At 70.0% G+C, this 26436-nt stretch carries 20 protein-coding genes; 12 read left to right on the forward strand and 8 right to left on the reverse strand.

The annotated features are described in order from the left end of the window. Positions 1–4: 4 nt before the first annotated feature. A complete protein-coding gene (locus WFJ01_RS10745; RefSeq protein WP_336629002.1) occupies positions 5–1027 on the reverse strand; it encodes a hydroxyacid dehydrogenase in 1023 nt (340 codons plus the stop codon). 224 nt (positions 1028–1251) lie between these two features. Here WFJ01_RS10745 and WFJ01_RS10750 point away from each other — a divergent pair, with 224 nt between their 5' ends. From WFJ01_RS10750 to WFJ01_RS10780, 7 genes are all read left to right on the forward strand, one after another. Beyond that, entirely contained in the window at positions 1252–2310 is a 1059-nt protein-coding gene (locus tag WFJ01_RS10750) for an ABC transporter permease (RefSeq protein WP_292881093.1), read from the forward strand. Beyond that, positions 2300–3250 (forward strand): carbohydrate ABC transporter permease, encoded by a 951-nt coding sequence (locus WFJ01_RS10755; RefSeq protein WP_336629003.1) that lies wholly within the window; start codon positions 2300–2302, stop codon positions 3248–3250. Before WFJ01_RS10750 ends, WFJ01_RS10755 begins: the two co-directional genes overlap by 11 nt. 47 nt (positions 3251–3297) lie before the next feature. Continuing rightward, entirely contained in the window at positions 3298–4959 is a 1662-nt protein-coding gene (locus WFJ01_RS10760) for an extracellular solute-binding protein (protein ID WP_251444766.1), read from the forward strand. Positions 4960–5009: 50 nt separating this feature from the next. Next, positions 5010–7025 carry a DUF2264 domain-containing protein gene (locus tag WFJ01_RS10765; protein ID WP_336629004.1) on the forward strand — a complete coding sequence of 672 codons (2016 nt, stop codon included), beginning with the start codon at positions 5010–5012 and terminating at the stop codon, positions 7023–7025. Next, complete coding sequence (locus tag WFJ01_RS10770) at positions 7022–8413, forward strand: alpha-L-fucosidase (RefSeq protein ID WP_336629005.1); 1392 nt, start codon at positions 7022–7024, stop codon at positions 8411–8413. The genes WFJ01_RS10765 and WFJ01_RS10770 overlap by 4 nt, the downstream gene beginning before the upstream one ends. A gap of 102 nt (positions 8414–8515) precedes the next feature. After that, entirely contained in the window at positions 8516–10678 is a 2163-nt protein-coding gene (locus WFJ01_RS10775) for a hypothetical protein (protein ID WP_336629006.1), read from the forward strand. Between the two features lie 68 nt (positions 10679–10746). Then, a complete protein-coding gene (locus WFJ01_RS10780) occupies positions 10747–11952 on the forward strand; it encodes a Gfo/Idh/MocA family protein (protein WP_336629007.1) in 1206 nt (401 codons plus the stop codon). Positions 11953–12059: 107 nt separating this feature from the next. On the opposite strand, the gene WFJ01_RS10785 is transcribed toward WFJ01_RS10780, so the two are convergent. The 6 genes from WFJ01_RS10785 to WFJ01_RS10810 form a co-directional block, all read right to left on the reverse strand. After that, positions 12060–13343 carry an alpha-L-fucosidase gene (locus WFJ01_RS10785; protein ID WP_336629008.1) on the reverse strand — a complete coding sequence of 428 codons (1284 nt, stop codon included), beginning with the start codon at positions 13341–13343 and terminating at the stop codon, positions 12060–12062. A gap of 102 nt (positions 13344–13445) precedes the next feature. After that, the gene (locus WFJ01_RS10790; RefSeq protein WP_251444748.1) at positions 13446–14345 is read right to left on the reverse strand and encodes a carbohydrate ABC transporter permease; all 900 of its coding nucleotides are present in this window, start codon (positions 14343–14345) and stop codon (positions 13446–13448) included. Next, positions 14342–15319, reverse strand: coding sequence for a carbohydrate ABC transporter permease (locus WFJ01_RS10795; RefSeq protein ID WP_251444745.1), 978 nt, complete (start codon positions 15317–15319; stop codon positions 14342–14344). The genes WFJ01_RS10790 and WFJ01_RS10795 overlap by 4 nt, the downstream gene beginning before the upstream one ends. 50 nt (positions 15320–15369) lie before the next feature. Further along, positions 15370–16791 carry an N-acetylglucosamine/diacetylchitobiose ABC transporter substrate-binding protein gene (ngcE, locus tag WFJ01_RS10800; protein WP_251444743.1) on the reverse strand — a complete coding sequence of 474 codons (1422 nt, stop codon included), beginning with the start codon at positions 16789–16791 and terminating at the stop codon, positions 15370–15372. Positions 16792–16844: 53 nt separating this feature from the next. Continuing rightward, positions 16845–17597, reverse strand: a complete 753-nt coding sequence (locus WFJ01_RS10805) for a sugar isomerase domain-containing protein (protein ID WP_251444738.1) — start codon at positions 17595–17597, stop codon at positions 16845–16847. Then, the gene (locus tag WFJ01_RS10810; protein WP_251445389.1) at positions 17594–18526 is read right to left on the reverse strand and encodes a MurR/RpiR family transcriptional regulator; all 933 of its coding nucleotides are present in this window, start codon (positions 18524–18526) and stop codon (positions 17594–17596) included. Before WFJ01_RS10810 ends, WFJ01_RS10805 begins: the two co-directional genes overlap by 4 nt. 129 nt (positions 18527–18655) lie before the next feature. Here WFJ01_RS10810 and WFJ01_RS10815 point away from each other — a divergent pair, with 129 nt between their 5' ends. From WFJ01_RS10815 to WFJ01_RS10825, 3 genes are all read left to right on the forward strand, one after another. Then, positions 18656–19633, forward strand: coding sequence for an N-acetylglucosamine kinase (locus WFJ01_RS10815; protein ID WP_292881067.1), 978 nt, complete (start codon positions 18656–18658; stop codon positions 19631–19633). 104 nt (positions 19634–19737) lie between these two features. Next, entirely contained in the window at positions 19738–21405 is a 1668-nt protein-coding gene (gene argS / locus WFJ01_RS10820; RefSeq protein WP_336629009.1) for an arginine--tRNA ligase, read from the forward strand. A gap of 1 nt (position 21406) precedes the next feature. Next, entirely contained in the window at positions 21407–22294 is an 888-nt protein-coding gene (locus WFJ01_RS10825; RefSeq protein ID WP_336629010.1) for an LmeA family phospholipid-binding protein, read from the forward strand. A 1-nt stretch (position 22295) separates the two neighbouring features. On the opposite strand, the gene WFJ01_RS10830 is transcribed toward WFJ01_RS10825, so the two are convergent. Further along, entirely contained in the window at positions 22296–23339 is a 1044-nt protein-coding gene (locus WFJ01_RS10830) for a YhjD/YihY/BrkB family envelope integrity protein (protein WP_336629011.1), read from the reverse strand. Positions 23340–23657: 318 nt separating this feature from the next. Here WFJ01_RS10830 and lysA point away from each other — a divergent pair, with 318 nt between their 5' ends. Together lysA and WFJ01_RS10840 are read left to right on the forward strand one after the other, a co-directional pair. Then, positions 23658–25103, forward strand: coding sequence for a diaminopimelate decarboxylase (gene lysA, locus WFJ01_RS10835; protein ID WP_292881056.1), 1446 nt, complete (start codon positions 23658–23660; stop codon positions 25101–25103). Then, the gene (locus tag WFJ01_RS10840; RefSeq protein ID WP_292881053.1) at positions 25100–26419 is read left to right on the forward strand and encodes a homoserine dehydrogenase; all 1320 of its coding nucleotides are present in this window, start codon (positions 25100–25102) and stop codon (positions 26417–26419) included. The genes lysA and WFJ01_RS10840 overlap by 4 nt, the downstream gene beginning before the upstream one ends. Positions 26420–26436 lie beyond the last annotated feature (17 nt).

The following is a 26436-nucleotide window of genomic DNA, read 5'->3' on the forward strand; positions in this document are numbered from 1 at the left end:
CCGGTCAGGCGGTGTACGCCAGCTCGTCGGCACGGAGTTCGTGCGCGAGGATCCCTCGACCAACGTACTGCTCGACCTCGCGCACGGCCGAGTCGCCCAGCCGGTGGATCTCGTTGCCCAGCGCGCCCGCGATGTGCGGCGTGAGCACGACGTTCGGCAGCGCATAGAGGGGGGAGCCCCCCGGCAGCGGCTCGGGATCCGTCACATCCAGGTAGGCGTCCAGACGGCCGCGGACGAGCTCGGCGGTGAGCGCCTCGGTGTCGATGAGGGCGCCGCGGGCGGTGTTCACCACGACGGCGCCGTCGTGCAGCAGCGCCAGCTCCGCCGCTCCGATGATGTGCCGCGTGTCCGGCGTGCTCGGGGCGTGGAGGGTGAGGACGTCGCTGCGCCGGCACAGTTCGTCGAGCGGGACGGCTTCGACGCCGAGCCGCGCGGCATCCGCGGCGGACAGGTACGGATCGCAGACGAGGATGCGGGCGTCGAGGCGCGAGACGAGCCGGATCACCTCGCGTCCCACCCGGGAGGCGCCGAGGATGCCGATCGTGACGCCGTTCGCGCCGACCTGCGGCATGCCGTCCACGGAGCGATGACGTCGCGTGGTGCGCAGCTGGTGGGCGAACCGGCTCGCGCGCTTGAGGCCGAACACGATGGCGGCGAGCGTGAACTCCGCGACGGGCGTGGCGTTCGCCGCCGCGGCCGTGCTCACCCGGATGCCGCGGCGGAACGCCTCCGCGTCGAGGAAGGTCTTGACCGTGCCGGCGGTGTGTACGACGGTCTCCAGGCGCGGGGCGGCGTCGAGCACGGCGGCGTCGATGCGGGGGGCTCCCCAGCCTGTCAGCATGACCCGCGCGGCGCGCAGGGCGTCCCTGCTCGCGGGGGAGTCGAGGTCGGTGATCGGCAGGGGTCCCACGAGCTCGACGACCGCGGTCAGCCGGGCGAGCGCGGTCTCGGAGAAGACCTCCCGGAACGACTGCTCCGCCATGACGATCACGGCGGAAGGACGGGAGGACGGGGCGGTGTGATCCACGGCGATCCTTTCTTTCTGCATCCAGATAGTAAGCGCATACTATGCCGTGCGTCCACCAGGGTTGTGGAACTTGCGGGATCCGATGCTCTGAAAATCAACGTTTCAACGAAATCTCGCGTGATCGTTGACAGCCCGGATCCCGTCGGGTACGTTCGCAGCACAGCAAGCGCTTTCTAGCTCTTGCGGACAACGATGAAGTTTCCCGTCGCAGGTCGAGGTCGAAGATGAGCAGTTACAGCGAGCCGCTCGTGCAGAGCACGACGACTCCGGGCGAAGGCGCCGCGGACATGCGCCCCGCGCACCCCGCACGTCCCGCGTCGAAGGGCCGCCGCCGCACCGCCGCGACGGACGGCGTGCCGGCGCACCGCAAGCGCAGCCTCTGGGAACGGATCAAGCGCGACCGGGTGATGCTCCTGCTCATCGCCCCGGGATTCCTGTACTTCGTTGTGTTCCACTGGCTGCCGCTGCCGGGCAACATCATCGCGTTCGAGGACTACCAGCCCTACCTCGGCTTCATCGACAGCGCATGGGTCGGATTCGACAACTTCGTGAAGATCTTCGGGGATCCCACGTTCTGGCAGGCGCTGCGCAACACGCTGGTGATCACGGGTCTCCAGCTCGTGCTGTTCTTCCCGATCCCGATCGTGCTGGCGCTGCTGCTGAACAGCATCATGTCGAACCGGATCCGCAAGTTCGTGCAGAGCGTCGTCTACCTGCCGCACTTCCTCGGCTGGGTCATCATCGTGTCGATCTTCGGACAGGTGCTCGGTGCGACCGGGGTCGTGCCGCATCTCATGCAGGCGATGGGCCTGCAGCCGTTCGAGGCGATGACCACGCCCTGGTTCTTCCCGTTCCTGGTGTCGATCCAGTCCGCCTGGAAGGACGCCGGCTGGGGCACGATCATCTTCCTCGCCGCCCTCATGAACATCGACCAGGAGCTGTACGAGGCGGCCGCCGTGGACGGCGCGGGTCCCTGGCAGCGCATGAAGACGATCACGATCCCCGGGATCATGCCGGTCATCATCCTGCTGCTCATCCTGAACCTGGGCAGCATCCTCTCCGTCGGCTTCGAGCAGATCGTCCTGCAGCGCGACAACGTCGGCGCGGGCGCGGGCGAGGTGCTCGACACCTGGGTCTACTACCACGGCATCCAGAACGGGCAGTGGGGCCCGGCGGCCGCCGTCGGTCTCGTGAAGGGCGTCGTGGGCCTCGCGCTCGTGCTCGGCGCCAACAAGGTCGCGCATCTGTTCGGCCAGGAAGGGGTGTACTCCCGTGGCAAGTGACGCTCAGCTCACGACCAGGGCGGTCGTCATGCCCCGCACGCGACGCGGGCGGCGCAGGACCGAGTCCGCGCGGCCCGCCTGGATGGAGAAGCCCAGCCGCCTCGGGACCGCGGGCAAAGCACTCGTCGTCGTGCTCATCTGCATCGCGACCATCTACCCGTTCCTCACGGTGATCTCGACGAGCCTCTCGGACAGCACCGACATCGCGAACGCCAACGGCCTGGTGCTCTTCCCGCTGCACCCGACGTTCGCGGCCTACGAGACCATCTTCTCGGGCGGCATCGTCACCGCTGCGCTCGTGCGCAGCATGCTCATCACCGTGATCGGCACGCTGTGCTCGCTCGCCGCGACGGTCGGCATGGCCTACGGGCTCTCCCGCCGCGATCTCGCCTTCGGCCGGTTCATCCTGCTGACGGCGCTGTTCACGATGCTCTTCACGCCGGGCATCATCCCGAGCTTCCTCATGGTCAAGCAGCTCGGCCTGCTCGGCAGCTATGCGGCGCTCGTGCTACCGACGCTGATCTCGGCGTTCAACCTCGTCGTCGTCCGCTCGTTCTTCATGGGGCTTCCGCAGGAGCTCTTCGAAGCGGCGAGGATCGACGGCGCCGGCGACTTCCGCATCCTCGTGAGGATCGTGCTACCGCTGTCGAAGGGCGTCCTCGCGGTCGTCGGCCTGTTCTACGCGGTCGCCTACTGGAACGCGTTCTTCAACGCGATGCTCTACCTCGACAGCGACATGTGGCCGCTGTCGATGATCCTGCGCCAGTACGTGCTTCTGGGATCCCCGCTCGACACCGCCTCGGTCGGCGAGATCTCCGCGCCGTCCCAGGCGATCCAGATGGCCGTCGTCGTGATCAGCGTCATCCCGATCCTGCTCGTCTACCCGTTCCTGCAGAAGTACTTCACCAAGGGCGTCCTCACCGGCGCCGTCAAGGGCTGAGGCCCGCTCCACCCGATCGATCCACCCCGTACAGAAAGGAGCCCCTCGTGGCTCTCGAAACGAACCGGCGGACCTTCCTGTCCTTCGCCGCCCTCAGCGTCCTCGGCGTCGCCACCGCGGGCTCGCTCGCCGGCTGCGGCACGAAGGGCGCATTGAACGCGTCCGCCGCCTCGGCCTCCGTGCTGCCGAAGTACATCCCGCTGAACGGCGCCACGCCCGACCTCGCCGGGACCGCGGAGGGCGTCCCCGCGGCCTTCTTCAACTACCCGGCGAAGCCCTTCCGCTCGGTGCCGGCGCCGTTCCTGAAGGGGCAGAAGATCACCGCGATCACGAACATCTTCGGGCCGCCGCCGACCCCGATGGCGTCGAATCCGGCCTGGCAGGAGATCGACAAGCGCCTCGGCGGGACGGTCGACATCACCGCGGTGTCGAGCGACGACTACGACACCAAGCTCAACACCGTGATCGCGGGTGGCGACATGCCCGATCTCATGCTCAACGACGGCGCCGCGATCGCCGACATCATCGGCTTCCTGGAGTCGGCCTGTCAGGACCTCACTCCGTTCCTCGCAGGCGACAAGTCCAAGGACTACCCGAACCTCGCCAACATCCCGCAGGCGTTCTGGAAGCCGGCGGTGCAGAACGGAAAGCTCTACGGCATCCCGATCCCGCGCGGAATGACCGGCGGATCCGGTTTCATCAACCAGACGTTCTTCGAGGCCGCGGGCGTCACGGACACGTCGGCCATCAAGAACGCGGACGACTACCTCTCCCTCGCGAAGCAGCTCACCGGCGCCAACCGCTGGGCGCTCGGCAGCACGAAGTTCGGGCTCGTCCCGTTCGAGCACATCTTCCACGTCCCGTTCAACTGGACGATGAAGAACGGCAAGCTGGTGAAGGACATCGAGACGCCGGAGTACCTGGAGATGGTGTCCTTCGTGCAGAAGCTCTACGCAGCCGGCTGCTTCGCCCCCGGCAGCGAGGGCTGGACGAAGTCGCAGATGTCGAACGCGTTCATCTCCGGCCAGGTCGCGCAGATCTACGACGGGCTGCCGGCGTTCGGCAAGCCGGGCGGCTATCAGCAGACCGTGCCCGCGGCGAACCCCGCGAACAAGGTCGTCCCGTTCATCCCGTTCAGCGCCACGGGCGGCAAGGCCACGGTCTGGCTCGACAACATCGACTTCGCCTGGACGATGGTGAAGAAGGGCAGCGCCGACCACATCAGGCAGGTGCTGCAGGTCGCGAACTTCCTCGCGGCGCCGTTCGGCAGCGAGGAGTATCTCCTCATGAATTACGGCGCCGAGGGCACCGACTACACCCGCGACGACAAGGGCAACCCGATCCCGACTCCCGCGGCGGCCCTGAACACCGCCGTGCCGTGGAAGTACCTCGCGGCGGGCCCGAACACGCTGTACTCGCCGCAGTTCCCGGACGCCATCAAGGTGCTCCACGACGCGTATGCGAAGCTCGTGCCGATCGGCGTCGCGGATCCGACCCTGGGCCTGTTCAGCCCGACGAACGCGAAGCAGGGCCTCACGATCGCGAAGCCCGTCTCGGACGCGGTGACCAACTTCATCGCCGGGCGTGGTTCGCTGAACGATGTGAAGAGCGCGATCTCCACGTGGAAGAGCGCGGGCGGCGACACCATCCGCTCCGAGTTCCAGAAGGCGCTGAGCGGCGCGACGGCCAGCCCGTCCCCGAGCGCCTGAGACGCAGAGGATCCGTGGACGCGGGAGAGGACGACAGAGGAGTGGGAACCGTGAGGGAAGACATCTCGACGACGATCGCGATGGATCCGGTCCTCTCCCCGTTCACGGGCTGGGGCAGGGCGCGCTGGGAGGCGGTGGCGGACGACTGGCTGGGCCAGGTGCGCCGGCACGCCAGTGCGGAGGGCGCCCTGCCGCGCCTGCCGGGACGCATCACGGGCGACGGGGTCCGCCGCGAGGGGATGGAGGCCGTCGGCCGGTCGTTCCTGCTCGCCGCCCCGCGGATCGCCGGCGCCGCCGACCCCGCGGAACCCGCGGTCCAGGAGCACCTGGAGTACTACTCCCGGGCGCTCCTCGCCGGCACCAGGCCCGGCGGTGCGGAGGAGTGGCCCCGGGGCGTCAGCTGCCGGCTGCCGCTGACCGGGATCACGAACTCGATCGTCGAGGCCGCGAACATCGCGTTCTCCCTGCACGTCAGCCGGGATCGGCTGTGGGCGGGGCTCACGCGTCCTGAGCAGCTCCAGATCGCGGAGTGGCTGCGTCATCACGCCCGCTGCGAGGTGTGGCAGAACAACTGGCAGCTGTTCCCCGCGATGGCAGAGGGGTTCCTGCGCTCGGTCGGCGAAGACGTGCGCGGTCTGCAGACGCACCGCAACGTGGCCCGGGTGGAGAGCTGGTACCTCGGCGACGGCTGGTACACCGACGGCCCCGAGCACGCGGTCGACTACTACAACGCCTGGGCGATCCATCCCTACCTGTGGGCCTGGTACCGCATGACCGATGCCGTGCACACGCCCGAGGGGCAGCGGCACCTCGAGCGGCTGCACGACTTCACCGCGTCGCAGGCGCACATGGTCGCCGCCGACGGCTCGCTCCTTCATCAGGGCCGGTCGCTGACCTACCGCACGGCCGCGCTCGCCGCCTTCTGGTGCGCGGACGCGTCGGGGGCGAGCGCGCTCACCCCCGGGCAGACCCGGCGGCTCGCCTCCGGCGCGCTCGCGCGCTTCACCGCCCACGGGGTCGGCGTCGACGCGCCGCTGACCCTCGGGTGGTACGACGCGTTCGAGCCGATGTGCCAGGACTACAGCGGCTTCGGATCCCCGTACCTGGCGGGAATCGGGTTCCTCGGGCTCGCGCAGCCCGCGACCGCATCCGTCTGGACCGCGGTGGAGGAGGCGCTGCCCGCCGATCGCGGCGCGTTCACCGTGCCCGTCGAGCCCGTCGGCTGGGTGCTCCGCGCCGCGGAGGACGGCATCGTGCGGATGGCGAACCACGGGTCGGACCACGCCACGCTGCCCGTCGGCGAGGACGAGGACCGCGACGACCCGCACTACGCGAAGTTCGCCTACTCGACGCACACGGCGCCGGGGACGGGAGCGGCCTGGGAGGACGCGATCGACTCCCATCTCGCGCTCCTCGACGACGAGGGAGCCGGCAGCCGGCGCAGTGCGCTGCGCGCCATGCGGGTCGAGGGAGAGCTCGCCGGATCCGTCCACGTGCCCCAGCTGCACCGCCGCGCCCTGCCGGGGACGGCTGTGACGACGGTGACCGCGGGCGACGGCACGGCGGAGGTGCGCGCGCATCTCGTGCAGACCGATCGGCCGTGGCCGATGCGCGAGGGGGGCTGGATGGTCGCGGACGACCGCGGACTCCCGGCCGGCGTCTTCGAGGACGGGGCATGGGCCCAGGGCCGCGACGGTCTGCTCGCCGCGGTCATCGGGCTGCACGGCTGGGACGCCTCCGAACCGGGTGCTGCCGGGGGAGAGGCTCCGGAGCGCGCTCAGGTGTTCGCCTACCGCGACGCGAACGCGATGGGACCGCACTCCGCGACCCCCGCGCTGCGGGGCCGGACCGGCACCGGCGACACCGTCGTCGTGACGCTTCACGTGCTGGAGCGGGGCGGCGCCGTCGATCCGCAGGGCTGGCGCGACCGGGTCCGCGTCCATGTCGACCGCACGCACGTCCGCGTCGACTGGGCCTCGGGCCGCCGCGCGGAGTTCGACCTCGCGACCTTCGTCCCCTGGGACGGTCATCCCGGGCTCCCCGGTCCGAGAGGGGAGGCGCGGTGATCCCGCTGCAGTACGGCGCGGACGGCCTCGGGCGCCGCGAGGACCCGACGATGCGGGCCTTCCGCGCTGATCGGCTCGGTCAGTTCGTGCACTGGGGCCTCTACGCGCTCCCCGCCGGCACCTGGCGGGGGCGCACGATCGAGTTCGCCTCCGAGTTCCTCATGCAGTCCGCCGACGTGAGCCGCGAGGATTGGGCGGCGCTCACCGCGGACTTCACCCTCGAGGGGTTCGATCCCGGTGAGTGGGCGCGCACGGCGAAGCGGATGGGCGCGCGCTACATGACCGTCACGACCAAGCACCACGACGGCTTCTGCCTGTGGCCGAGCGCCTACACCGACTTCTCCGTCGCCGCCACGCCCTCCGGTCGGGATGTGCTCGGCGAGATCCTCGACGCCTATCGCGCCGAGGGACTCTCCACGCACCTCTACTACTCGGTGCTGGACTGGCATCACCCCGACTGGCACTCCGCCCTCGAGTCCGACGAGGACCGCGAGGCCTTCGAGCGCTACCTCCGCTTCGCGACCGATCAGCTTCTCGAGCTCGCAGAGAGGTATCCCTACGTGCGCGGCTTCTGGTTCGACGGCACCTGGGACGAGTCGGTCAAGGCGAACGGCGGCTGGACGCACGAGATCGAGCGGCTGCTCAAGGAGCGGATCCCGGGGGCGATCGTGAACAGCCGCCTGCGCGCCGACGATCGCGGGGCGCGGCACTTCGACTCGAACGGCGTCCTCATGGGCGACTACGAGAGCGGCTACGAGCGGCGCCTCCCCGCACCCTGGGACCTGTCCGTGACCGCGCACGACTGGGAGGCCTGCGCCACGCTCACGCAGGCCAGCTGGGGCTTCCACGACTCCGCCTGGGCCGAGCACGGACGCAAGACCCCGGCGCAGGTCGTGGAGCAGCTCGCGCAGACCGTGAGCCTCGGCGGGAACCTGCTGCTGAACTTCGGGCCGCGCGGCGACGGCTCCCTCGCCCCCGTCGAGGTCGCCCTGGCCGACGAGGTCGGCGCGTGGATGGCGGCGAACGGGGCGGCCGTCCACGACAGCGGCCCCGCGGACGGGTGGGCCTACCCCGGATGGGGCTTCTACACGGCGCCCCTCGGGACGGGGACCCCGGAACGAGGACCGGCAGGCGTCGTGCATGCGATCGTCGTCCGCATCCCGGTGTCCGGTCTGGTCACCATCGCGCTACCCGCCGGCATCGCCCTCCGCTCCGTGCGCGCCCTGGCCGACGGCGCGGAGCTGCCCTTCACCCCGCTGGACCGCCACACCGTCCAGCTCCCGGCACCGGCATCGACCGGCATGCCGTCCGTGCTCGTGCTCGAGACGGCGCCTGCGGGCCCGCCGAGCGGCCCGATCGAGCCCAACCCCGACGTCGCGCTCGTGTGAACGCATGAGCGGGCGCCTTCCCGTTCCGCGCTTGCGACGTGGGGAACGGGAAGGACACACCCCAACCCTCCGCTTCGAAGAGGAAAAGGAAAGGGCATCACCATGAAACCGCACCGCACCGCACATCGCAAAGCCCGCTGGCGGCGGATGACCCCGGCTCTCGCCGCCGGCGCCGTCCTCGCGCTCGCTCTGCCCGCCGCCGCGCAGGCCGACACCGTCCCGTCCCCGCCGCAGTACGTCGCTGCGGGCAGCACGACGATGAAGGGCGGTCTGACCAGCGACATCGCCGGATCCGCCTACCTCGGCAGAGACGGACGGTTCCACTGGACCAACGCGCTCACGGCGTACAGCACGAACCCCGCCAGTGCGTGGGCCCGCACCTTCACGAACACCGACATGAGCGCGGTGTCCGCCGGCATGGGCACCACGACGCAGAAGGCGGAGGCGCCCGCGTACTACGCCGACGCGGGCACGATCTGCTACCAGCTCGACAAGGATCCGGTGTTCCCCATCCCGTCGCCGCAGCAGGACGACCACTGCGACGTCATCGGCGTGTGGGTGGATCCCCAGGGCACCTGGCATGCGCTGCTCAACGACGAGTACCAGTTCGACCCCTGGCAGACCAAGGGCGCGAACGCCACGATCGCCGACAAGGTCTCCACCGGCCACCACAACAACCGGATCCTGCTGGCGACCTCGAAGGACGAGGGCGGCACCTGGCAGTACGCCGGGCCGGCGCTCACGTCGGCGTGGGATGACGACCAGGTCATCGACGCCACCGCGTCACCGGGCCAGTCCTACCCGTTCGGGAACTCCGGGTGCCGGCTGTTCATCGACTACTCCACCGGCTACTTCTACATCACCTACAACGTGAAGATCTACAAGAAGCCGGCGTCGTCGACCCTGGCCAGCTGGACCGAGATGGCGCGCGCGCCGATCAGCGGCGGAATGGCCAGCGGCACCTGGCAGAAGTGGCACGACGGGTCGTGGTCGCAGCCGGGGATCGGCGGCATCGACGGGAACGTCAACTCCATCGGCGGCCTGAACGTGTCGTACGATCCCACGACCGACGTCATCGCCTGGCGCGGCTCGGGGGAGCACGCCGACGCCTCGTACCAGGCGGCGAAGGTCGGCGCCGACCATCTGATCGCGTTCGCCGACGCCTCCGGCGCGACGTACACGGCGAACACCCTGGCGCACACGATCGTGATCGACGCGACGGGGCAGTCCGCGCCGGATCGCACGGTCTCCTACCGCGACCCGGTGACGGGGCAGGACATGACCCTCAAGGCCGTCGACGACAAGTACGAGAACGGCGTCAAGGTCGTCACGGGCGGCATCTACGTCACCCAGACGGACCCGTCCTCCGGCGCCGCGCAGACCGTCGACCTCATCACGAACAGCGCGTACTACAAGGATCCGGTCTCGAAGCATCTGTACCTGCCGTCGGCGAACAACGAGTCGGCGATCTCCTACAACGCGTTCTCGGGGCTCTACCGGATCGTGGGGTACGACGGAAACGTGTACGAGACGGCGGATCTGGGCGATCCGAACTCCTGGAAGGTCGTCGGGCTCATGCCCGCCGGCTCCAACGGCGGCTATCTCACCTCTCTCGACAACGGCAGCCTGACGAACCAGAACGTCACGGGGCGCTCCTTCCTGACGATCTCGGATCTGAACGGCAAGGTCGTGGACATCGCGCAGACGGCCGGCGACGGCAGCGCCGCCGTGAGCACGGAGTACGCGCCGCGGGACACTGCCGGCGATGCCGTGACCGCGGACTCGGCCTACGTGCTGCGCGTCGGAGGCAAGGCGGTGACCGCGAACCGCGGGCCCGGTCTGGACGGCGGAAACGGTGCGGCGACGGGTGTCTCCACCTGGAAGCTCCAGCCGGTCGAGGACACCAGGGGCGACGGCGGGAACAGCGGGTTCTATCGGCTCGTCGACTCGTCCACCGGCCGCACCCTGCAGGTCGCCGGCAGCACCCCGGCCGCGAAGCGCGCGGTCGACGCCGTCGTCACCGTGGGGGCGCGGGAGGCCGACGCCCAGCCGCTGACCTCGGCGGGCCTCGGCACCCCGGGCGGCAGCGACCAGTGGTACCTGCAGCGGGTGGCGACCGACGGCACCTCGCTCGACGGCTCCACCACCTATCGCCTGGTCAACCGCAACAGCGGCCTCGCTCTGCAGTACGTCAACGAGCGGATGCGGCTGGAGCAGCAGGCACAGGGTGACACGACGCAGTACGTGACGCTGACCGTGCGATAGTCCCCTCGCGGGAGGCCGGACCGGGACCGCCGGTCCGGCCTCTCCGAACCAGATCCGAAAGGAAAGACATGACAGAACCCGACCAGACCCCGTCGGCCGAGCCGTTCCGCGCGGCGGTGGTCGGCGTGGGGGCCCGGGCCGGGGTCGCCCGGCACGTCGAGGCCGTGGACGGCCGTGTGGTCGCTGCGGTCGACCCCGCACCGCAGTCCCGTGCGCGGGCGGCGCAGCTGTTCGGCGACGTGCCGGTGTTCGCCTCCGTGACCGAGCTGCTCGCCTCCGGCGTCGTGCTCGACGGAGCCTTCGTCACGACGCCCGACTTCACGCATGCCGACATCTCTGTCGAGCTCCTGGAGGGCGGCGTCCCCGTCTACCTGGAGAAGCCCCTCGCGATCTCGATCGAGGACGCCGATCGGATCCTGCAGACCGCGTATCGGATGGGATCCAAGCTCTACGTGGGGCACAACATGCGGCACATGCGAGTGGTGCGCATGATGAAGGACATCGTCGACCGGGGTGAGATCGGCGAGGTCAAGGCGATCTGGTGCCGCCACTTCGTCGGCCACGGGGGCGACTACTACTTCAAGGACTGGCACGCCGAGCGGGACAAGGCCATGAGCCTGCTGCTGCAGAAGGGCGCCCACGACATCGACGTCATGCACTGGCTCGCGGGGACGTCGTCCCGCACGGTGGTCGGGGTCGGCGACCTCGCGGTGTACGGGGATGTCGAGTCCCGGCGCGACAACGCCGACCGGCGCATGGGGGACTGGTTCTCGATGGACAGCTGGCCGCCGCGTGCGCAGCAGGATCTGAATCCGGTCATCGACGTCGAGGACATCTCGATGATCATGATGCGGACGGACTCCGGTGTCCTCCTGAGCTACCAGCAGTGCCACTTCACGCCGGACTACTGGCGCAACTACACGGTGATCGGCACCGAGGGGCGCATCGAGAACTTCGACGACGGCACGGGCGGCGAGATCCGCCTCTGGAACGCCCGCAGCGACTACCTCGAGAAGGGGCACGTGCGCTATCCGATCGAGGACGGCGGCGAGGGAGGGCACGGGGGAGCGGATCCGCTCACGGTCGCCGAGTTCGTCGCCTTCGTGCGCCACGGCAGCCCGACCGACACCAGCCCGGTGGCCGCGCGCGACGCGGTCGCCGCGGGGATCGCCGGCGCGATCTCGATCCGATCCGGATCCCGTCCGCAGGAGATCCCTGCGCTGCCCGACGAGGTGCTCGCCTACTTCGCGGCGCACCAGCCCGCGCGCCGCTGAGCGGGCTCCGGGCCGAGACGACGAAGGAGGGCCGTCCCCAGGGACGGCCCTCCTTCGTCGTCGAGCGCTGCTTCTCGCAGACCCTGCGTGAGCTTTCGTGACGAGGGTCACATGAGGATCATGTCCCCGTCGGCCGCGCGGTACTCCTCGACGGAGGGCGGAACGGGGATGCTCTCGCTCCCAGTGCGGAAACCGCGTACCGAGGTGAGGACGGGATCGGGCCCGGTCAGCTCGATCTCGACCTCGGACAGCGTGAGCGCGGGGAACGCGTGCAGTCGTCCGGCGCCGATGGTCTGACCCGCGGCGATCTCCGCGCCGGACGCCACGATGCGGTGCGCGGCGACGCGTTGACCGCCCTCGAGATCCTCGACGAGCTCGAGGTGATCGAGCGTGACCTCGGAGCCGAAGTCCGCCCGCCACCGACCGGGCGCGACAGCCGTGAGAGCGGCCGTGCGCGGTGCCGCGAAGCGGCGTTCGAGCTCGTCCGAATACTCCTGCAGGCGGGTCAGGTCCGCATCGTCGATGAGCCCGTCCCGGTTCGGGGGAACGTTCAGCAGCAGGTTGGCGCCCAGCCCCACGGACCGGTAGTGGATCGCCAGCAGGTGCTCCAGGGTCTTGGGGGCGTCGTCGGGGTGCCAGAACCAGCCGTGGCGCAGCGAGACGTCGCACTCGGGAGGCAGATAGCGCTCGCCGAAGTCGAGGACCTCGTCGGTGTGGACATCGTTGCGTGTCACGTCGACCACGTACTCGACGGGATCCGCGGCGAGGCCGTCCTCGTTGCCGACCCATCGGATGTCGGGATCGCCCATGTTGAAGACCACGGCGCCGGGCTGGTGGGTGCGGACCACCTCGATGATCTTCTTCCAGTCGTAGCTCCGGCCGGCGGAGCCTGCGCCGTCGAACCAGATCTCGACGAGATCGCCGTACTGCGTGCACAGCTCGGTGAGCTGCGCGCAGTAGAAGTCGTCATAGGCCGCGGCGTCGGGGTAGCGGGGCTCGTGACGGTCCCACGGCGAGAGATAGAGCCCGAGGCCCATCCCCGCCTCGGCGCACGCATCGGCGAGCTCCCGGACGACGTCGCCCGCCCCGTCGCGCCAGGGGCTCGAAGCCACGGAGTAGTCGGTCGTGGACGTGGGCCACAGGCAGAAGCCGTCGTGATGCTTGGCCGTCAGCACGACGTAGGTCGCGCCCGCCACCCGCGCTGCCGCGACCCACTGCCGGGCGTCGAGCCGTCGCGGGTCGAAGCTCGCCGGGGACAGCGTTCCGTCGCTCCACTCCACACCGGCGAAGGTGTTCAGCCCGAAATGCAGGAAGACCCCGATGCCGCCGCGCTGCCAGCGCAGCTGTGCGGGGGTCGGGCGGTGTGCAGCGGTGTCTGCGGAAATCGACATCGTTCTCCAGTGGGTGCGCCGGCGGCGGCGCGGCGGGTGCGAGCGCTCGGCGCTGCGGACGAGGGGGTGGGACGGATGGCTCCAGGCCATCCGTCCCACGGACTACTTCGAGGTTCCCTGCGAGACGGATCCCTGCAGCTGGCGCTGGAACAGGATGTAGATGATCAGCACCGGGATGATGGTGATGATCACCGCGGCGAACATCGCGCCGAAGTCGAGCGAGTAGCCCGCCGACGAGGCGAACGACGCCATGCCCTGGCTGAGCACGTAGTTGTCCTTGTTCGGGTTCAACGCGATCGGGAGCAGGAACTGGTTCCACAGGCCGAGGAAGTTCATGATCGCGATCGCGGCGAGGCCGGGCTTGGCCATCGGCAGCATCACCTGGAAGAACGTGCGCCACTCGCTGGCGCCGTCCAGGTAGGCCGCCTCCTGGATCTCGTACGACAGCGACTTGAAGAACGAGTACAGGAAGAACACGGTGAACGGCAGCGCGTAGGCCACGTACACGACGATCAGGCCGGGCAGGGTCCCGAGCAGCCCGATGTTCTGCAGGATCCCGAACAGGGGCACGATCGCGAGGAACACCGGGAAGGTGAGCCCCGCGAGCATCAGGTAGTAGACGACCCGGCTGCCCGGCACCTCGAACCTCGCGAGCACGTAGGCGCACATCGCGCCCAGCAGCATCACGAAGAAGAGCGAGAAGCCGACGACGATGACCGTGTTCAGGAACATCCCGCCGAAGTTGTTCCCGACCCAGGCGGTGACGTAGTTGTCGAAGTTCCACTGCGCAGGCAGACCGAACGGCGACTTGAAGATCTCTTTCGTGGTCTTGAACGAGCCGATGATCGTCCACACCAGGGGAAGGATCACGACCAGCGACCAGAGCGCCAGCACCACGTGCGAGACGCCGCCGACCACCTTGTCGCTCGTCGTCGACTTCGTGATGTGGACGTCGTTGGTCTTGCGTCCGACCGTGACCGCGGCGCGCGTGTCGAGGCTCATGAGCGTCCCCCTTCATCCTTGCCGCCGATGAGGCGGAACACCAGCATGACGATTCCGGCGAAGGCCAGCGAGAGCACGGCGAGCACGACGCCCATCGCGGTCGCCAGACCGAACTGGCCCTTCTCGAAGGCCGTGCGGAACAGGTACTGGCTCATCACCAGGGTCGAGTTGTTGGGACCGCCTGTCGAGTTCAGGCCGGCCATGTAGACGAAGGCATCCAGTGCGGCGATGCCCAGGTAGATGTACGAGGTCTGCACGTTGTCGCGGATCTGCGGCAGCATGATCGACGTCACCGTACGGAACCGTCCGGCGCCGTCGATGCGCGCGGCCTCGAGGGTCTCCGCGGGGATCCCCTTGATGGCCGCGATGAAGAGCACCATGTAGAAGCCGACCATTCCCCAGACCATGACGAAGATCGAGGCGGCCATCGCCGTGCGCTGATCGCCCAGCCACGCGAACTGGTTCGTGTCGATGCCGAAGACGCCCAGGACGCCGTTGAGCAGTCCGCTGGGGGCGTAGATCATGTTCCACAGGATCGCGATGACGATCGCGGGGATGACGTACGGGAAGAACGACACCACGCGGTAGAAGGTCGAGCCTCTCAGCCCCCGGACCTGGCCGTGGCTCGGGCCGCCGACGGTGATCAGGCTGGCGAACAGGAGCGCGATCACGATCGTGACGAGCGGGACGACGACGGCGAGCAGCGCGTTGTTCGCCATGGCCTGCATGAACGCCGAGTCCTGGAACAGCCGGACGAAGTTGTCGAGCCCCACGAAAGACATGTTGGGCGAGAAGCCGGTCCAGTTCGTGAGCGAGACATAGACCGCCTGGATGAACGGCCAGATGACGAACACCAGGAAGAGCGCGACCGGGAGGACGAAGAAGACCGCGAGGAACGAGATGTAATCGGGGGTGAGTTTCCGGGGAAGCCCCGCACGGGGCGCCTTGCGGCGCCCCGTGCGGGGAGCGGTCACGGCTGCGGTGTCCAACTCCGCGCCGGACACTCCCGGACCGCTTATGGTCATTACTTGATCTCGATCTTCGTGACAGAGCTGTCGTTACGGACCTTGTCGACCAGGTCCTGCAGCGCCTTGGTGATCTCGGCCACCGTCATCTTGCCGTCCAGGAACGAGTTCCAGATCGGCAGCTGGTCGGAGTTCATGCCGTAGAGGTTGGTCGACTTGATGGTGAAGACGTTCTCACCCGCAGCGTCCAGCATCTTGATCTGAGAGGCCAGCGCCGTCGAGCCGAAGGCGTCGTCCGGGACGGTGCCCTTGACGATGGTCGGCGCGAACTTCGACTTGGCGGTCCAGGTCGCGGCCTCCTTCGACAGCATCGTGCGCAGCAGCTCCTTGCCGCCGGCGGCGTTCTTCGCCTTGGTCGGGACGACGAACGGCTCGCCGGCCTCGGCACGCATGGTGCCCTTCGGCGTGGTCTGCTTGTCGTCGAGGGGGAGCTCCGGGATGCCCATCATCTTGAAGCCGTCCGCGGTCTGCTTCTTCATCTCGTTCTCGATCCACGAGCCCGAGGGGTAGAGCAGGGCGGCCTCGTCGAGGCTCCACTGCGACTGCGCCTGCGTGAACTGCGTGCCGGATCCGCCGGGCTTCATGTAGCCCGCCTGGATCAGGTCGTACAGGATCGTCAGGATCGACTGCAGGGTCGGGTGCGACCAGCAGTTCTCCTTCAGGTTCTCCAGCGGCAGGCGCACGTCGTCGCCGGACTGGATCACCGCGGAGTCGATGACGAGCGTCTGGTAGTACGTCGCCGCCTCCTTGCCCCAGACGAAGAGGTACTTGCCCTTCGCCTTGGCCGCTGCGCCCAGGTCCTTGAGGTCCTGCCAGCTGGTCGGGACCTTGTAGCCGTCCTTCTCGAACAGGCTCGACGAGTACCACAGTCCGAACACGGTCATGAAGTAGTTGATCGCCACGAACTTGCCGCCGAAGGTACCCGGATCCTTGACGCCGCCGTAGAGCGTGTCGCTGATCTTGGTGCCCTCGAGGTTGTTCGACTCGAGCACGTCGGTCAGATCCTCGAGCTGGTCGAGGATCGTGTTCCAGCCGATCGAGTTCGCACCGGAGTTGTCGATGAGGTCCGGCGGGTTGCCGCCGACGAACCGCGGCTGCAGCTCCTGGGCGATCTTGGTGGAGGGGGAGATCTTGGCGGTCGCGCCGTCCAGCTTCTTGTTGCCGCCCATGATCTTCGCCGCGTTCTCGACGTAGTCCACGCCGTAGCCGCCGTCGAAGATCACCGCGTCGACCTTGGAGTTCGCCGCGACGCCGAACGGGTTGTCCGCCGACTTCGTGCCTCCGGCGCTGCCGCTGCCGGAGCCGCCGCTCGGACCGGCGCAGGATGCCAGGCTGACGCCGAGCGGCACCATGACCGCCGCGAGCGCCGCACCGCGAAGCAGCGAACGCCGGCTGATGATGGAAGCGTCCTTGGTTTCCATGTGATTGTTGCCTTCCTAGTGGGTGGTGAGGGTGAGGATGAGTCTGTGGGCGCTCAGGCGCCGCGGCGGAGCCGGTCGAGGTAGCGCGCTTCGAGCGCGGAGTTGTGCTCGTCGCCGCCGGGGATGTTGGCGGAGATGTACATCGGCGGAACCTCGCCGGCCTCCGCGAGGGTGCGGGCGACGCCGAGCGTGAGCAGCTGCGCGATGAACGCGGCGGTGATCGACGAGATGGCCCCGGCCGAGATCGTGTCGGTGACCTGCAGCGTGGAGTCTCCGTAGGGAGCCAGGTTGTCGATCACGACGTCGGCGATCTCGCTGAGGCGCTTGCCGCTCGGGTGCTTCGGCTCGACCCGTGCGGTGTGCTCGAGGCTGGTGACGGCGATGACCTTGTGACCGTGCTCCTTCGCCCACAGGGCGACGCCGACGATGGATCCGTTCACGCCGGAGTTGGAGGCGATCACGAACACGTCGTTCTCCGTCACCGGGGAGACGGCCATGAGCTCGTCGACGACCCACGGCTCGCGCTCGAGCGAGCCCGTCAGCACGTCGGCGCTGCGCTCGCCGTGCAGCACGATGTCGCGCAGGGCGATGCGGTTGGTGGGGATGAGCCCGCCGGCGCGGCCGGCGATCTCCATCGCGAAGGCCTCGGAGTGCCCGGTGCCGAACGCCTGGATCACGCCTCCGTCGCGGAGCGCGGCGACGAGCAGCTCGATCGCGGGATCCAGCCGTCCGTCCTGCGCGTCGGCGGCGAGTCGCTCGAGGCGGGTCTCGGCTTCGCGGAGCAGATCCTGGGGGGAGGCGCTCATCGGTGTGACTCCTTCTGACGGTTCGTGCCGTGCTTGTCCTGGGCGGACAGTCCGCGGCGGTGGGCGGACACGGCCATGGCGCTGGCCGCGAGTCGGGTGGCGGCCTCGCCGAGCGTGCGCTGCGCGACGAGCACGTAGAGCAGGTCGATGACGAGCAGCTGGGCGTGCTTGATCGAGAGGTCGTCGGGGCGCTGGGCGGGGTTCTCCGAGGCCGTGATCAGGGCGACGTCGGCGCTGGAGGCGAGCCAGGAATCCGCGTCGGTGGTGATCGCGACCGTGAGTGCGCCCGCCGCTCGCGCGTGGGACAGCATCTCGATGGTCTCCTCGGTGCGGCCGGTGTTCGAGATGCCGACGGCGACGGAGGAGGCGTCCTGCAGGACCGCGCTGGTGAGGCCGTCGTGCACGTCCGACCAGGAGTGCGCGTTCACGCCGATGCGGTAGAGCCTGCCCCGGAACTCGTCGGCGATCACGCCGCTGCCGCCGACGCCGTAGATGTCGACGTGCCGAGCCTCGGCGATCGCGCCGGCCACGAGCTGGACGTCGTCGAGGTCGAGCAGGCTGGTGGTGACCTCCATGCTGCGCGTGTGCAGGCCGAGCAGCGTCAGCAGCACTCGGTCCGCCGGGTCATCCTGGCCGATGTCCTCGGCGATGTCGGTGCGCCAGGTGGTGCCCGCGTCGCCGCGCCCGGACTCGGCGGCCACTCCGACGCGGAACTGCGTGTAGCCCTCGAAGCCGATCGCCCGGCAGAACCGGGTGACGGTCGCGGCGGAGGTGCCGGCCTGGTCGGCCAGCTCGGTGATGGTGAGCTCGACGGGGGCGGTGGGGTGGGCGGAGATCACGTCGGCGATCTTGGCCATGGCCCTGGGCATCGCCGGACGCCGCAGCGAGATGCGCTGCGTGATCGACAACTCGTTGCCGACGTCCTGCATGAGTGGCACCATTGCCTCCGGTGAAAACGCGTCGTGGATCGACATGGTTCGGGTGAAAAACATTCTCATCAGGTCGCGGATGAAAAATCAAGTAGGACAGATAACAAATTGGGGTTCAACATGCTCGTGATGGGTGTGGACGCGGGTGGGACGTCGACCAGGGCGGTGCTCGCGACGGACCGGGGCGAGTGCGTCGGGTTCGGTCGCGGAGCCAGCGGAAATCCGACTTCATCGGGAATTCCCGTGGCGCTCGCCGAGGTTCGCCGTGCGATCGCCGGCGCGCTGGACGAGGCAGGAGCCACTCTCGCCGACGTGTCGTGGATCGTCGTCGCCATGGCGGGTCACGATGCGCGCGGCGGCGCGTCGGACTGGATCCTGGATCCGCTCACGCAGGACGGCTTCGCGGGAACGCTGACCTTCGAGTCCGATCTGCTCGCGATGTACGCGAGCGGCGCCGTCGCCCCCGTGGGCTATGGACTGGTGTGCGGCACCGGGGCGAGCGCGGTGCGCGTGGAGGGCGGCCGGATCGTGGCCACGGCGGACGGCCTGGGCTGGCTGCTCGGCGACCGCGGCAGCGGCTTCTGGATCGGACGCGCCGCGGCCGCGGCGGCGGTCGACGAGCTCGACGGACTCGGACCGGCGACCGCGCTGACGCCGCTCGTGCTGCATGCGACTGGCGCGACCGGGGCGCGCGACGCGGACGGCGGCGAGGACGGACGATCCGTCGCCCTCGAGCAGCTCGTCCGCGCGCTCTACGCCCGGCGCCCGGTGCAGCTCGCGGCCTTCGCCCCGCTCGTGTTCGACGCGGCCGATGCGGAGGATCCCGTGGCCAGGCGGATCCTCACCGAAGCCGGAGACCAGCTGGTGCGGACGCTCGAACTCGTGAGCGGAACGCCGGGACCGGTCGTCGCCGGCGGCAGCATCGTCTCCCGCGGCGGGATCCCGCAGGACCGGCTGCGCGCGCACCTCGACGCGGCTTTCGGCGGGCAGCCGTTCGTGCTCGTCGACAGCGGCGCAGCCGGGGCGACGATGCTCGCGCTGCGCCACGCGGGCATCGAGGTCGACGAGGAGACGCTGCGCCGGGTCAGGGCCGGGATCCCCGCCTGACGGCGGGAGTCCGGCGGCGCATCCGGATCGGGCACCGGACGGTCGGCCCGCCGGGCGCGGGGACGGCGGTGGGAGCGAGGCGCACGCCGTAGAATCGGAGTCCTATGAACCCCGAAGCCCTCGCCGCAGCGATCCTGTCCGTCCTCGCCCCGATCGCGGACGAGCGACGACCGGGGGAGCCGCTGGCGCTCGACGCCGCCGACATCGTGCTCGAGCGTCCCCGCAACCGGGATCACGGCGACTGGGCGACCAACGTCGCCATGCGCCTGGCCAAGCAGCTCGGCGCGAACCCGCGTGAGCTCGCGCAGCAGATCGCCGACGGTCTCGCCGCGGTGGACGGCATCGCCTCCGCCGAGGTGGCCGGCCCCGGCTTCCTGAACGTGCGTCTCGAGGCCGGCGCCGCCGGCGCCCTGGCCAAGGTCATCGTCGACGCGGGCGAGGCGTACGGGCGCAACGACTCGCAGGCCGGGCGCTCGATCAACGTCGAGTTCGTGTCGGCGAACCCCACCGGGCCGCTGCACATCGGGCACACCCGCTGGGCGGCCCTCGGCGACGCCATCGCGCGGCTCCTGGACGCGAGCGGCGCGAACGTCGCCCGCGAGTTCTACATCAACGACGCCGGCGCGCAGATGGAGCGCTTCGCCGGGTCGATCGTCGCCTCGGCGAAGGGGGAGCCGACCCCGGAGGGCGGCTACGCCGGCAGCTACATCGCCGACATCGCGCAGCGCGTGCTCGCGGACCGGCCGGACTTCCTCTCCCTCGATGACGCCGAGCAGCAGCTCGTCGCCCGCGAGCTCGGCTACCGGTACCAGCTCGCGGAGCAGAAGGAGTCGCTCGCGAAGTTCAACGTCGTCTTCGACGTGTGGTTCTCGGAGCGGATCCTGCACGCCAAGGGCGAGGACGGCGGGCCGAGCCTCGTCGACCAGGCCGTCGACCGCCTGCGCGCGCAGGGGCACGTCTTCGACCAGGAGGACGCGGTGTGGGTGCGCACCACGGACTTCGGGGACGACAAGGACCGCGTCATCCGCCGTTCCAACGGCGAGTACACCTACTTCGCCGCGGATGCCGCCTACTACCTGAACAAGGGCGATCGCGGCTTCGAGCACAAGATCTACCTGCTCGGCGCCGATCACCACGGCTACGTCCATCGCCTGAAGGCGCTCGCCGGCGCGGCCGGCGACGACCCGGACAAGGACGTCGAGGTGCTGATCGGCCAGCTCGTCTCCGTGGGCGGCGCGCGGCTCAGCAAGCGCGCGGGCAACATCATCGAGATGGACGACCTGCGCGAGTGGCTCGGCACCGATGCGCTGCGGTACTCGCTCGGGCGCTTCCCGGCCGACTCGCCGCTGTCGCTGGACCCCGAGCTCCTGCAGAAGCGGACGAACGACAACCCGGTGTTCTACGTGCAGTACGCGCACGCCCGCACGCACAACGTGGCGCGCAACGCGGCCGACTCCGGCGTGGACCGCTCGGCGTTCGCCCCGGAGCTGCTCACCCACGAGACCGAGTCCGCGCTGCTCGGCGCGCTGCAGGAGTTCCCGCGGATCGTGGCCTTCGCCGCCGAGGTGCGCGAGCCGCACCGCGTCGCGCGCTACCTGGAGGAGCTCGCCGGGCTCTACCACCGCTGGTACGACACCTGCCGGGTGATCCCGCAGGGCGACGAGCCGATCGAGGACGTGCACCGCACCCGCCTGTGGCTGAACGACGCGACCGGCCAGGTGCTGCGCAACGGGCTCGGCCTGCTCGGGGTGTCCGCTCCGGAGCGGATGTGACGTGAGCGGCGCGGAGGAGGGCATGCACCCGACCGAGCCGTATCCGCGGAACCTCGGGTCCGAGCACCCCGTCGTCGTTCCGCCGGCTCGCGCCGGCGGGCCGCTGCCGTCCGCGCCCATCGCCGTTCCGCCGCCGCGACGACGGGCTCGCTGGCCGTGGGCGGTGGGGATCGTCGTGGTCGTGCTCGCGGCGCTCGCCGTCGGCGGGGAGTTCGTGGCGCGCGCGGTCGTCGCGCAGCAGATCCGCTCGCAGGTGATCACGGCGCTGAAGCTGCCCGCCGATCAGCAGCTGGACGTCAACGTGGGCGGGATCGTGCTGCCGCAGCTGGTGGCAGGGCGGCTGGACGACGTCCGGCTCTCCTCGAAGAGCGTCGCGCTCGGGCCGATCACGAGCGCCGTGCAGGTCGACGCGACGGGCGTGCCCATCCGCGGAGGCGAGCTGGGCAGCGCGAAGGGCACCTTCCGGATCACCGCGGATCAGCTCGAGAAGGCGATCACGGCCGCCGCCGGATCCACCCCGATCGAGTCCGTGACACTCGTCGGCGCCGACGTGAAGGCGACCGGATCCGTGACGCTGTTCGGTGCGAGCGTCCCGCTCTCCCTCGCGCTCACTCCGGGGGCGGCGGACGGCGAGCTCACCTTCACGCCCACCTCGGCGACGATCGGCGCCATGACGCTCGATGCCTCCGACACCTCCTCGCCCTTCGCGAGCGCCCTCAAGCCGCTGTTCGCCACGCAGAAGCTGTGCATCGCCGACCGGCTGCCGGCGGGCGTGCACCTCAGCGGACTCCGGGTGGACGGCGACGCCCTGGTCGCGACGTTCTCTGCGGACAGCGCGATCACGACCGACCCGAAGCTGCTCGAGAACGGCACCTGCCCGGCGAACTGACTCAGCGCGGCGGGCGCCGCTGCGCGGAGACCGCCTCGCGCGCGGCATCGCGTTCGGCGGTGGTCGCCGCGAGCAGTCGCTCCGCCCGGTCCAGCCGCCGCTCCTCGAACGTTCGCGGTCGCCCGGACGTGCGGTCCTCGTCGTCCTCCACCCCCGTGATGATCCAGGCGCAGGCCAGCAGCACGACCTGCGCGGACAGGTTCAGCCACAGCAGCAGCGCGATGAGCGCGGCGAACGACGCGAGCAGGGGATTCGACGCAGCGCCTCCGACGAACAGGGTCGACAGCTGCTGCAGCACGAGCAGGCCGAGGCCGCCGAGGAGGGATCCCGCCCAGAGGGTGCGCGCTCGGGCGCGCACTCCGGAGAGCACGGAGAAGAGTCCCGCGATGAGCGCGGTGTCCAGCGCGAACACGATGAGCAGCGACAGCAGTCGCTCGATCCAGGCCGTCGCGGGGGAGTGCCGGAAGCCGAGCAGGTCGGCGATCTGGTCCAGCCCCACGGATCCGATCACGGTGGCCGCCGCGCTCAGCGCGAAGCCGATCCCGATCCCGAGCGCGAGTCCGAGGTTGCGTGCGATCACCCAGTACCACTGCACGTCGTCGGCGAGGGCGCCGGCGAGCGTGCGCAGGGCGATGCGCAGCGACCCGATCGCGCCGAGCGCCGCGCCGATGAGCCCGGCGAGCGACACGATCCCCGCGATCGAGAGTCCGGTGGGTGCGGTGATCTTCGCGGGGTCGATGAGTCCGCCGGATCCGACGAGCCCCGGCACCGCGGCGTCGACCGCTCGGGCGAGCGCGGCGAGAGCCTCGGGGTTCCCGGCCAGCCACAGTCCCGCGGCCGAGAAGCCGAGCAGCACCGCGGCGAACACGCTGAAGAGGGCCCGGTAGGTGATCCCGTCCGCCAGGGCGGGGCCGTGCTTCTCGGAGTAGAGCAGCCAGGCGCGTGCGACACGCCAGCTCAGAACGCGGCCGAGCACGGCCTCGAACCCCTTCTGGATCCGCGTCTTCTCGGCCGGTGCGTGCTCGGAGTCGGTGCGGGTAGCCATGCTTCGAGCGTAGCGAGAGGAGAGTGGGGGGACGGAGGCGCTTGACGCGGGGGCCGCTCCGTGTCAGCTCGGCCCAGAAGCGCGGTGCAGGGCGGGGCGCACCACCGGCCCGCGCGGAGAGAGGCGTGCGCCTCGCGCGGAGTCGTGCATCTGCTTCGGAGGAAATCGCCGGATCCCTCCGACGGAGGCGTACATCTCCGATGGAAGCGCACCGTCACACCCGTCGGGGCGAGGCGGTGCGGTGCCTTAGAATTCTCAGAACCCGGCCCGCTCTGGGTCGGGCTCGAAACCCGAGTCCCCCACGACGATTGGTGCCCTGTGCTTCCCGCATCGCCCGACGACGCGCTCGCCCCGGACTGGCTGCAGGAACCGGCCGATCCGAACGATCTCGCCCCGGGGGTGTGGCCGGCTTCCGCCCGGCGGGACGCCGACGGAGAGCTGGAGCTCGGCGGCGTCGGCGTCGCGGAGCTCCGGGCCCGTTTCGGCACCCCCCTCTACGTGCTGGACGAGGCCGAGGTCCGCGCGCACGCCATCCGGATCAGGAGCGCGTTCGACGCCGCGGCGGCCGCCCACGGGACGAAGGCTCGCGTGTACTACGCGGGCAAGGCGTTCCTCAGCACCGAGGTCGCGCGCTGGGTGACGCAGGAAGGGCTCCGGGTCGACGTCTGCAGCCGCGGCGAGCTGGAGACCGCCCTCGCCGCGGGCGTCAAGCCTTCGCGGATCGGCTTCCACGGCAACAACAAGAGCGTCTCCGAGCTGGAGCGTGCGGTCGAGGTGGGCGTCGGCACGATCATCCTCGACTCCGCGATCGAGATCGAGCGCCTCGGAGCGATCGCGGAGCGCCGCGGCGCCGTGCAGCGCGTGCTGCTGCGCGTCAACAGCGGCGTGCACGCGGAGACGCACGACTTCCTCGCCACGGCGCACGAGGACCAGAAGTTCGGGACGCCGCTGGAGGCGGCGCCCGCGCTCGTCGAGCGGATCCGCGAGATCCCCAGCCTCAAGCTGCGCGGCCTGCACTGCCACATCGGATCCCAGATCTTCGGATCCCGCGGCTTCGCCGAGTCGGCCTCCCGGATGATCGAGCTGCACGCGGCGTTGCGGGAGGGCGGCGAGCTGCCCCTGCTCAACCTCGGCGGAGGCTTCGGCATCGCCTATACGTCGGCCGACGACCCGACCCCGATCGAAGAGCTCGCGGACGCGATCGTCGACGCGGTCGCGCGCGAGTGCGAAGTGCGCGGCATCCCGGTCCCGACGCTGGCCTTCGAGCCCGGCCGTGCCGTGGTGGGCCAGGCCGGAGTGACGGTCTACGAGGTCGGCACGACCAAGGAGGTCTCGCTCGGCGACCGCGGCGAGCGGCTCTACGTGAGCGTGGACGGCGGCATGAGCGACAACGCACGGCCGGCCCTCTACGGATCCCAGTACTCGGCACGCATCGCCTCGCGCGAGGGCACGGGCGCTCCCGTGCTCGCCCGCGTCGTGGGCTCGCACTGCGAATCGGGGGACATCGTCGTCGATCACGAGTACCTCCCCTCCGACGTCACCCCGGGCGACCTGCTCGCGGTGCCGGCGACCGGCGCATACTGCTACGCGCTGTCCAGCAACTACAACCACACCCCGCGCCCCGCGGTCGTCGCCGTGCGCGACGGCCAGGCGCGGGTGATCGTGCGGGGGGAGACCCTCGCCGACCTCCTGTCCCGGGACGCCGGCATCGCCGCGTCGGGGGCGGAGCGCACCGGTGCCCGCACCGGAGAAGGAGAAGCATGACGGAACTCGCCGGCCACCGCCGCACCCTCCGCGTCGCCCTGCTCGGCGCCGGATCCGTGGGATCCCAGGTCGCGCGCCTGCTGCTCGAGCACCAGGCCGACCTCGCCGAGCGCAGCGGGGCGACGCTCGAGCTCGCCGGGATCCTCGTCCGCGACGTGGACGCGCCGCGCGACGCGGAGCTGCCGCGCGAGCTGCTCACCACCGACGCCGATGCGCTGATCCTCGGCGCCGACATCGTGATCGAGCTCATGGGCGGGATCGAGCCGGCACGCGGCTATGTCCTCCAGGCGCTGCAGAGCGGCGCCGACGTCGTGACCGGCAACAAGGCGCTGCTCGCGACGCACGGCGCCGAGATCTTCGAGGCCGCCGACCAGGTGGGTGCTTCCGTCTCGTACGAGGCGGCCGTCGCCGCCGCGATCCCGATCATCCGGCCGCTGCGCGACTCCCTCGCCGGCGATCGCATCGAGCGGATCTTCGGCATCGTCAACGGCAGCACGAACTTCATCCTCGACTCGATGGACCGTCAGGGTCTGAGCGCCGAGGAGGCGCAGCGGATCGCGACCGAGCTCGGCTACCTCGAGGCCGACCCGACACTGGACCTCGAGGGCTACGACGCCGCGCAGAAGGCCGCGATCCTCGCGAGCCTCGCGTTCCACACCCAGGTCTCGATCGACGACGTGCACCGCGAGGGCATCTCGTCGGTGACCGCCGACATGATCGACGACGCCCGGCGCGCCGGGTACGTGATCAAGCTGCTCGCCGTGTGCGAGCGCCTGTCGGAGCCGGAGGGCGATGCGGTCTCGGTGCGCGTCTACCCGGCGCTCATCGATCGCGAGCATCCGCTGGCCAGCGTGCACGGCGGCAACAACGCCGTGTTCGTCGAGGCGGAGGCGGCGGGGCCTCTCATGTTCTACGGGGCGGGTGCCGGCGGCGTGCAGACCGCGTCCGCCGTGCTCGGGGACGTCGTCTCCGCGGCGCGCCGGCACATCGCGGGCGGCGTGGGCGTGGGCGAGTCGGCACGGCAGAGCCTGCCGATCGCGCCGTTCGGTCACATCACCACGCGCTACCAGATCACCATCGAGGTCGCCGACGTCACGGGCGTTCTCGCGACCGTGGCCGGAACGCTGAGCGACCACGGCGTCTCCATCGCCACCGCGTTGCAGACGATCGAGCGCGGCGAGGACAGCACGACCGCGCGCATCGTGATCGGCACGCATCGCGCGACCGAGCAGGCGCTCAGCGACACCGTCGCCCGGCTCGCCGACAGCGAGGCCGTCACCCGCGTGGTGTCGGTGCTGCGCGTCGAGGGGGAGTGACGTGAGCGCTGCGGCAG

This window comes from Microbacterium sp. MMO-35 (genome assembly GCF_037147555.1).
Classification (GTDB): Bacteria; Actinomycetota; Actinomycetes; order Actinomycetales; family Microbacteriaceae; genus Microbacterium.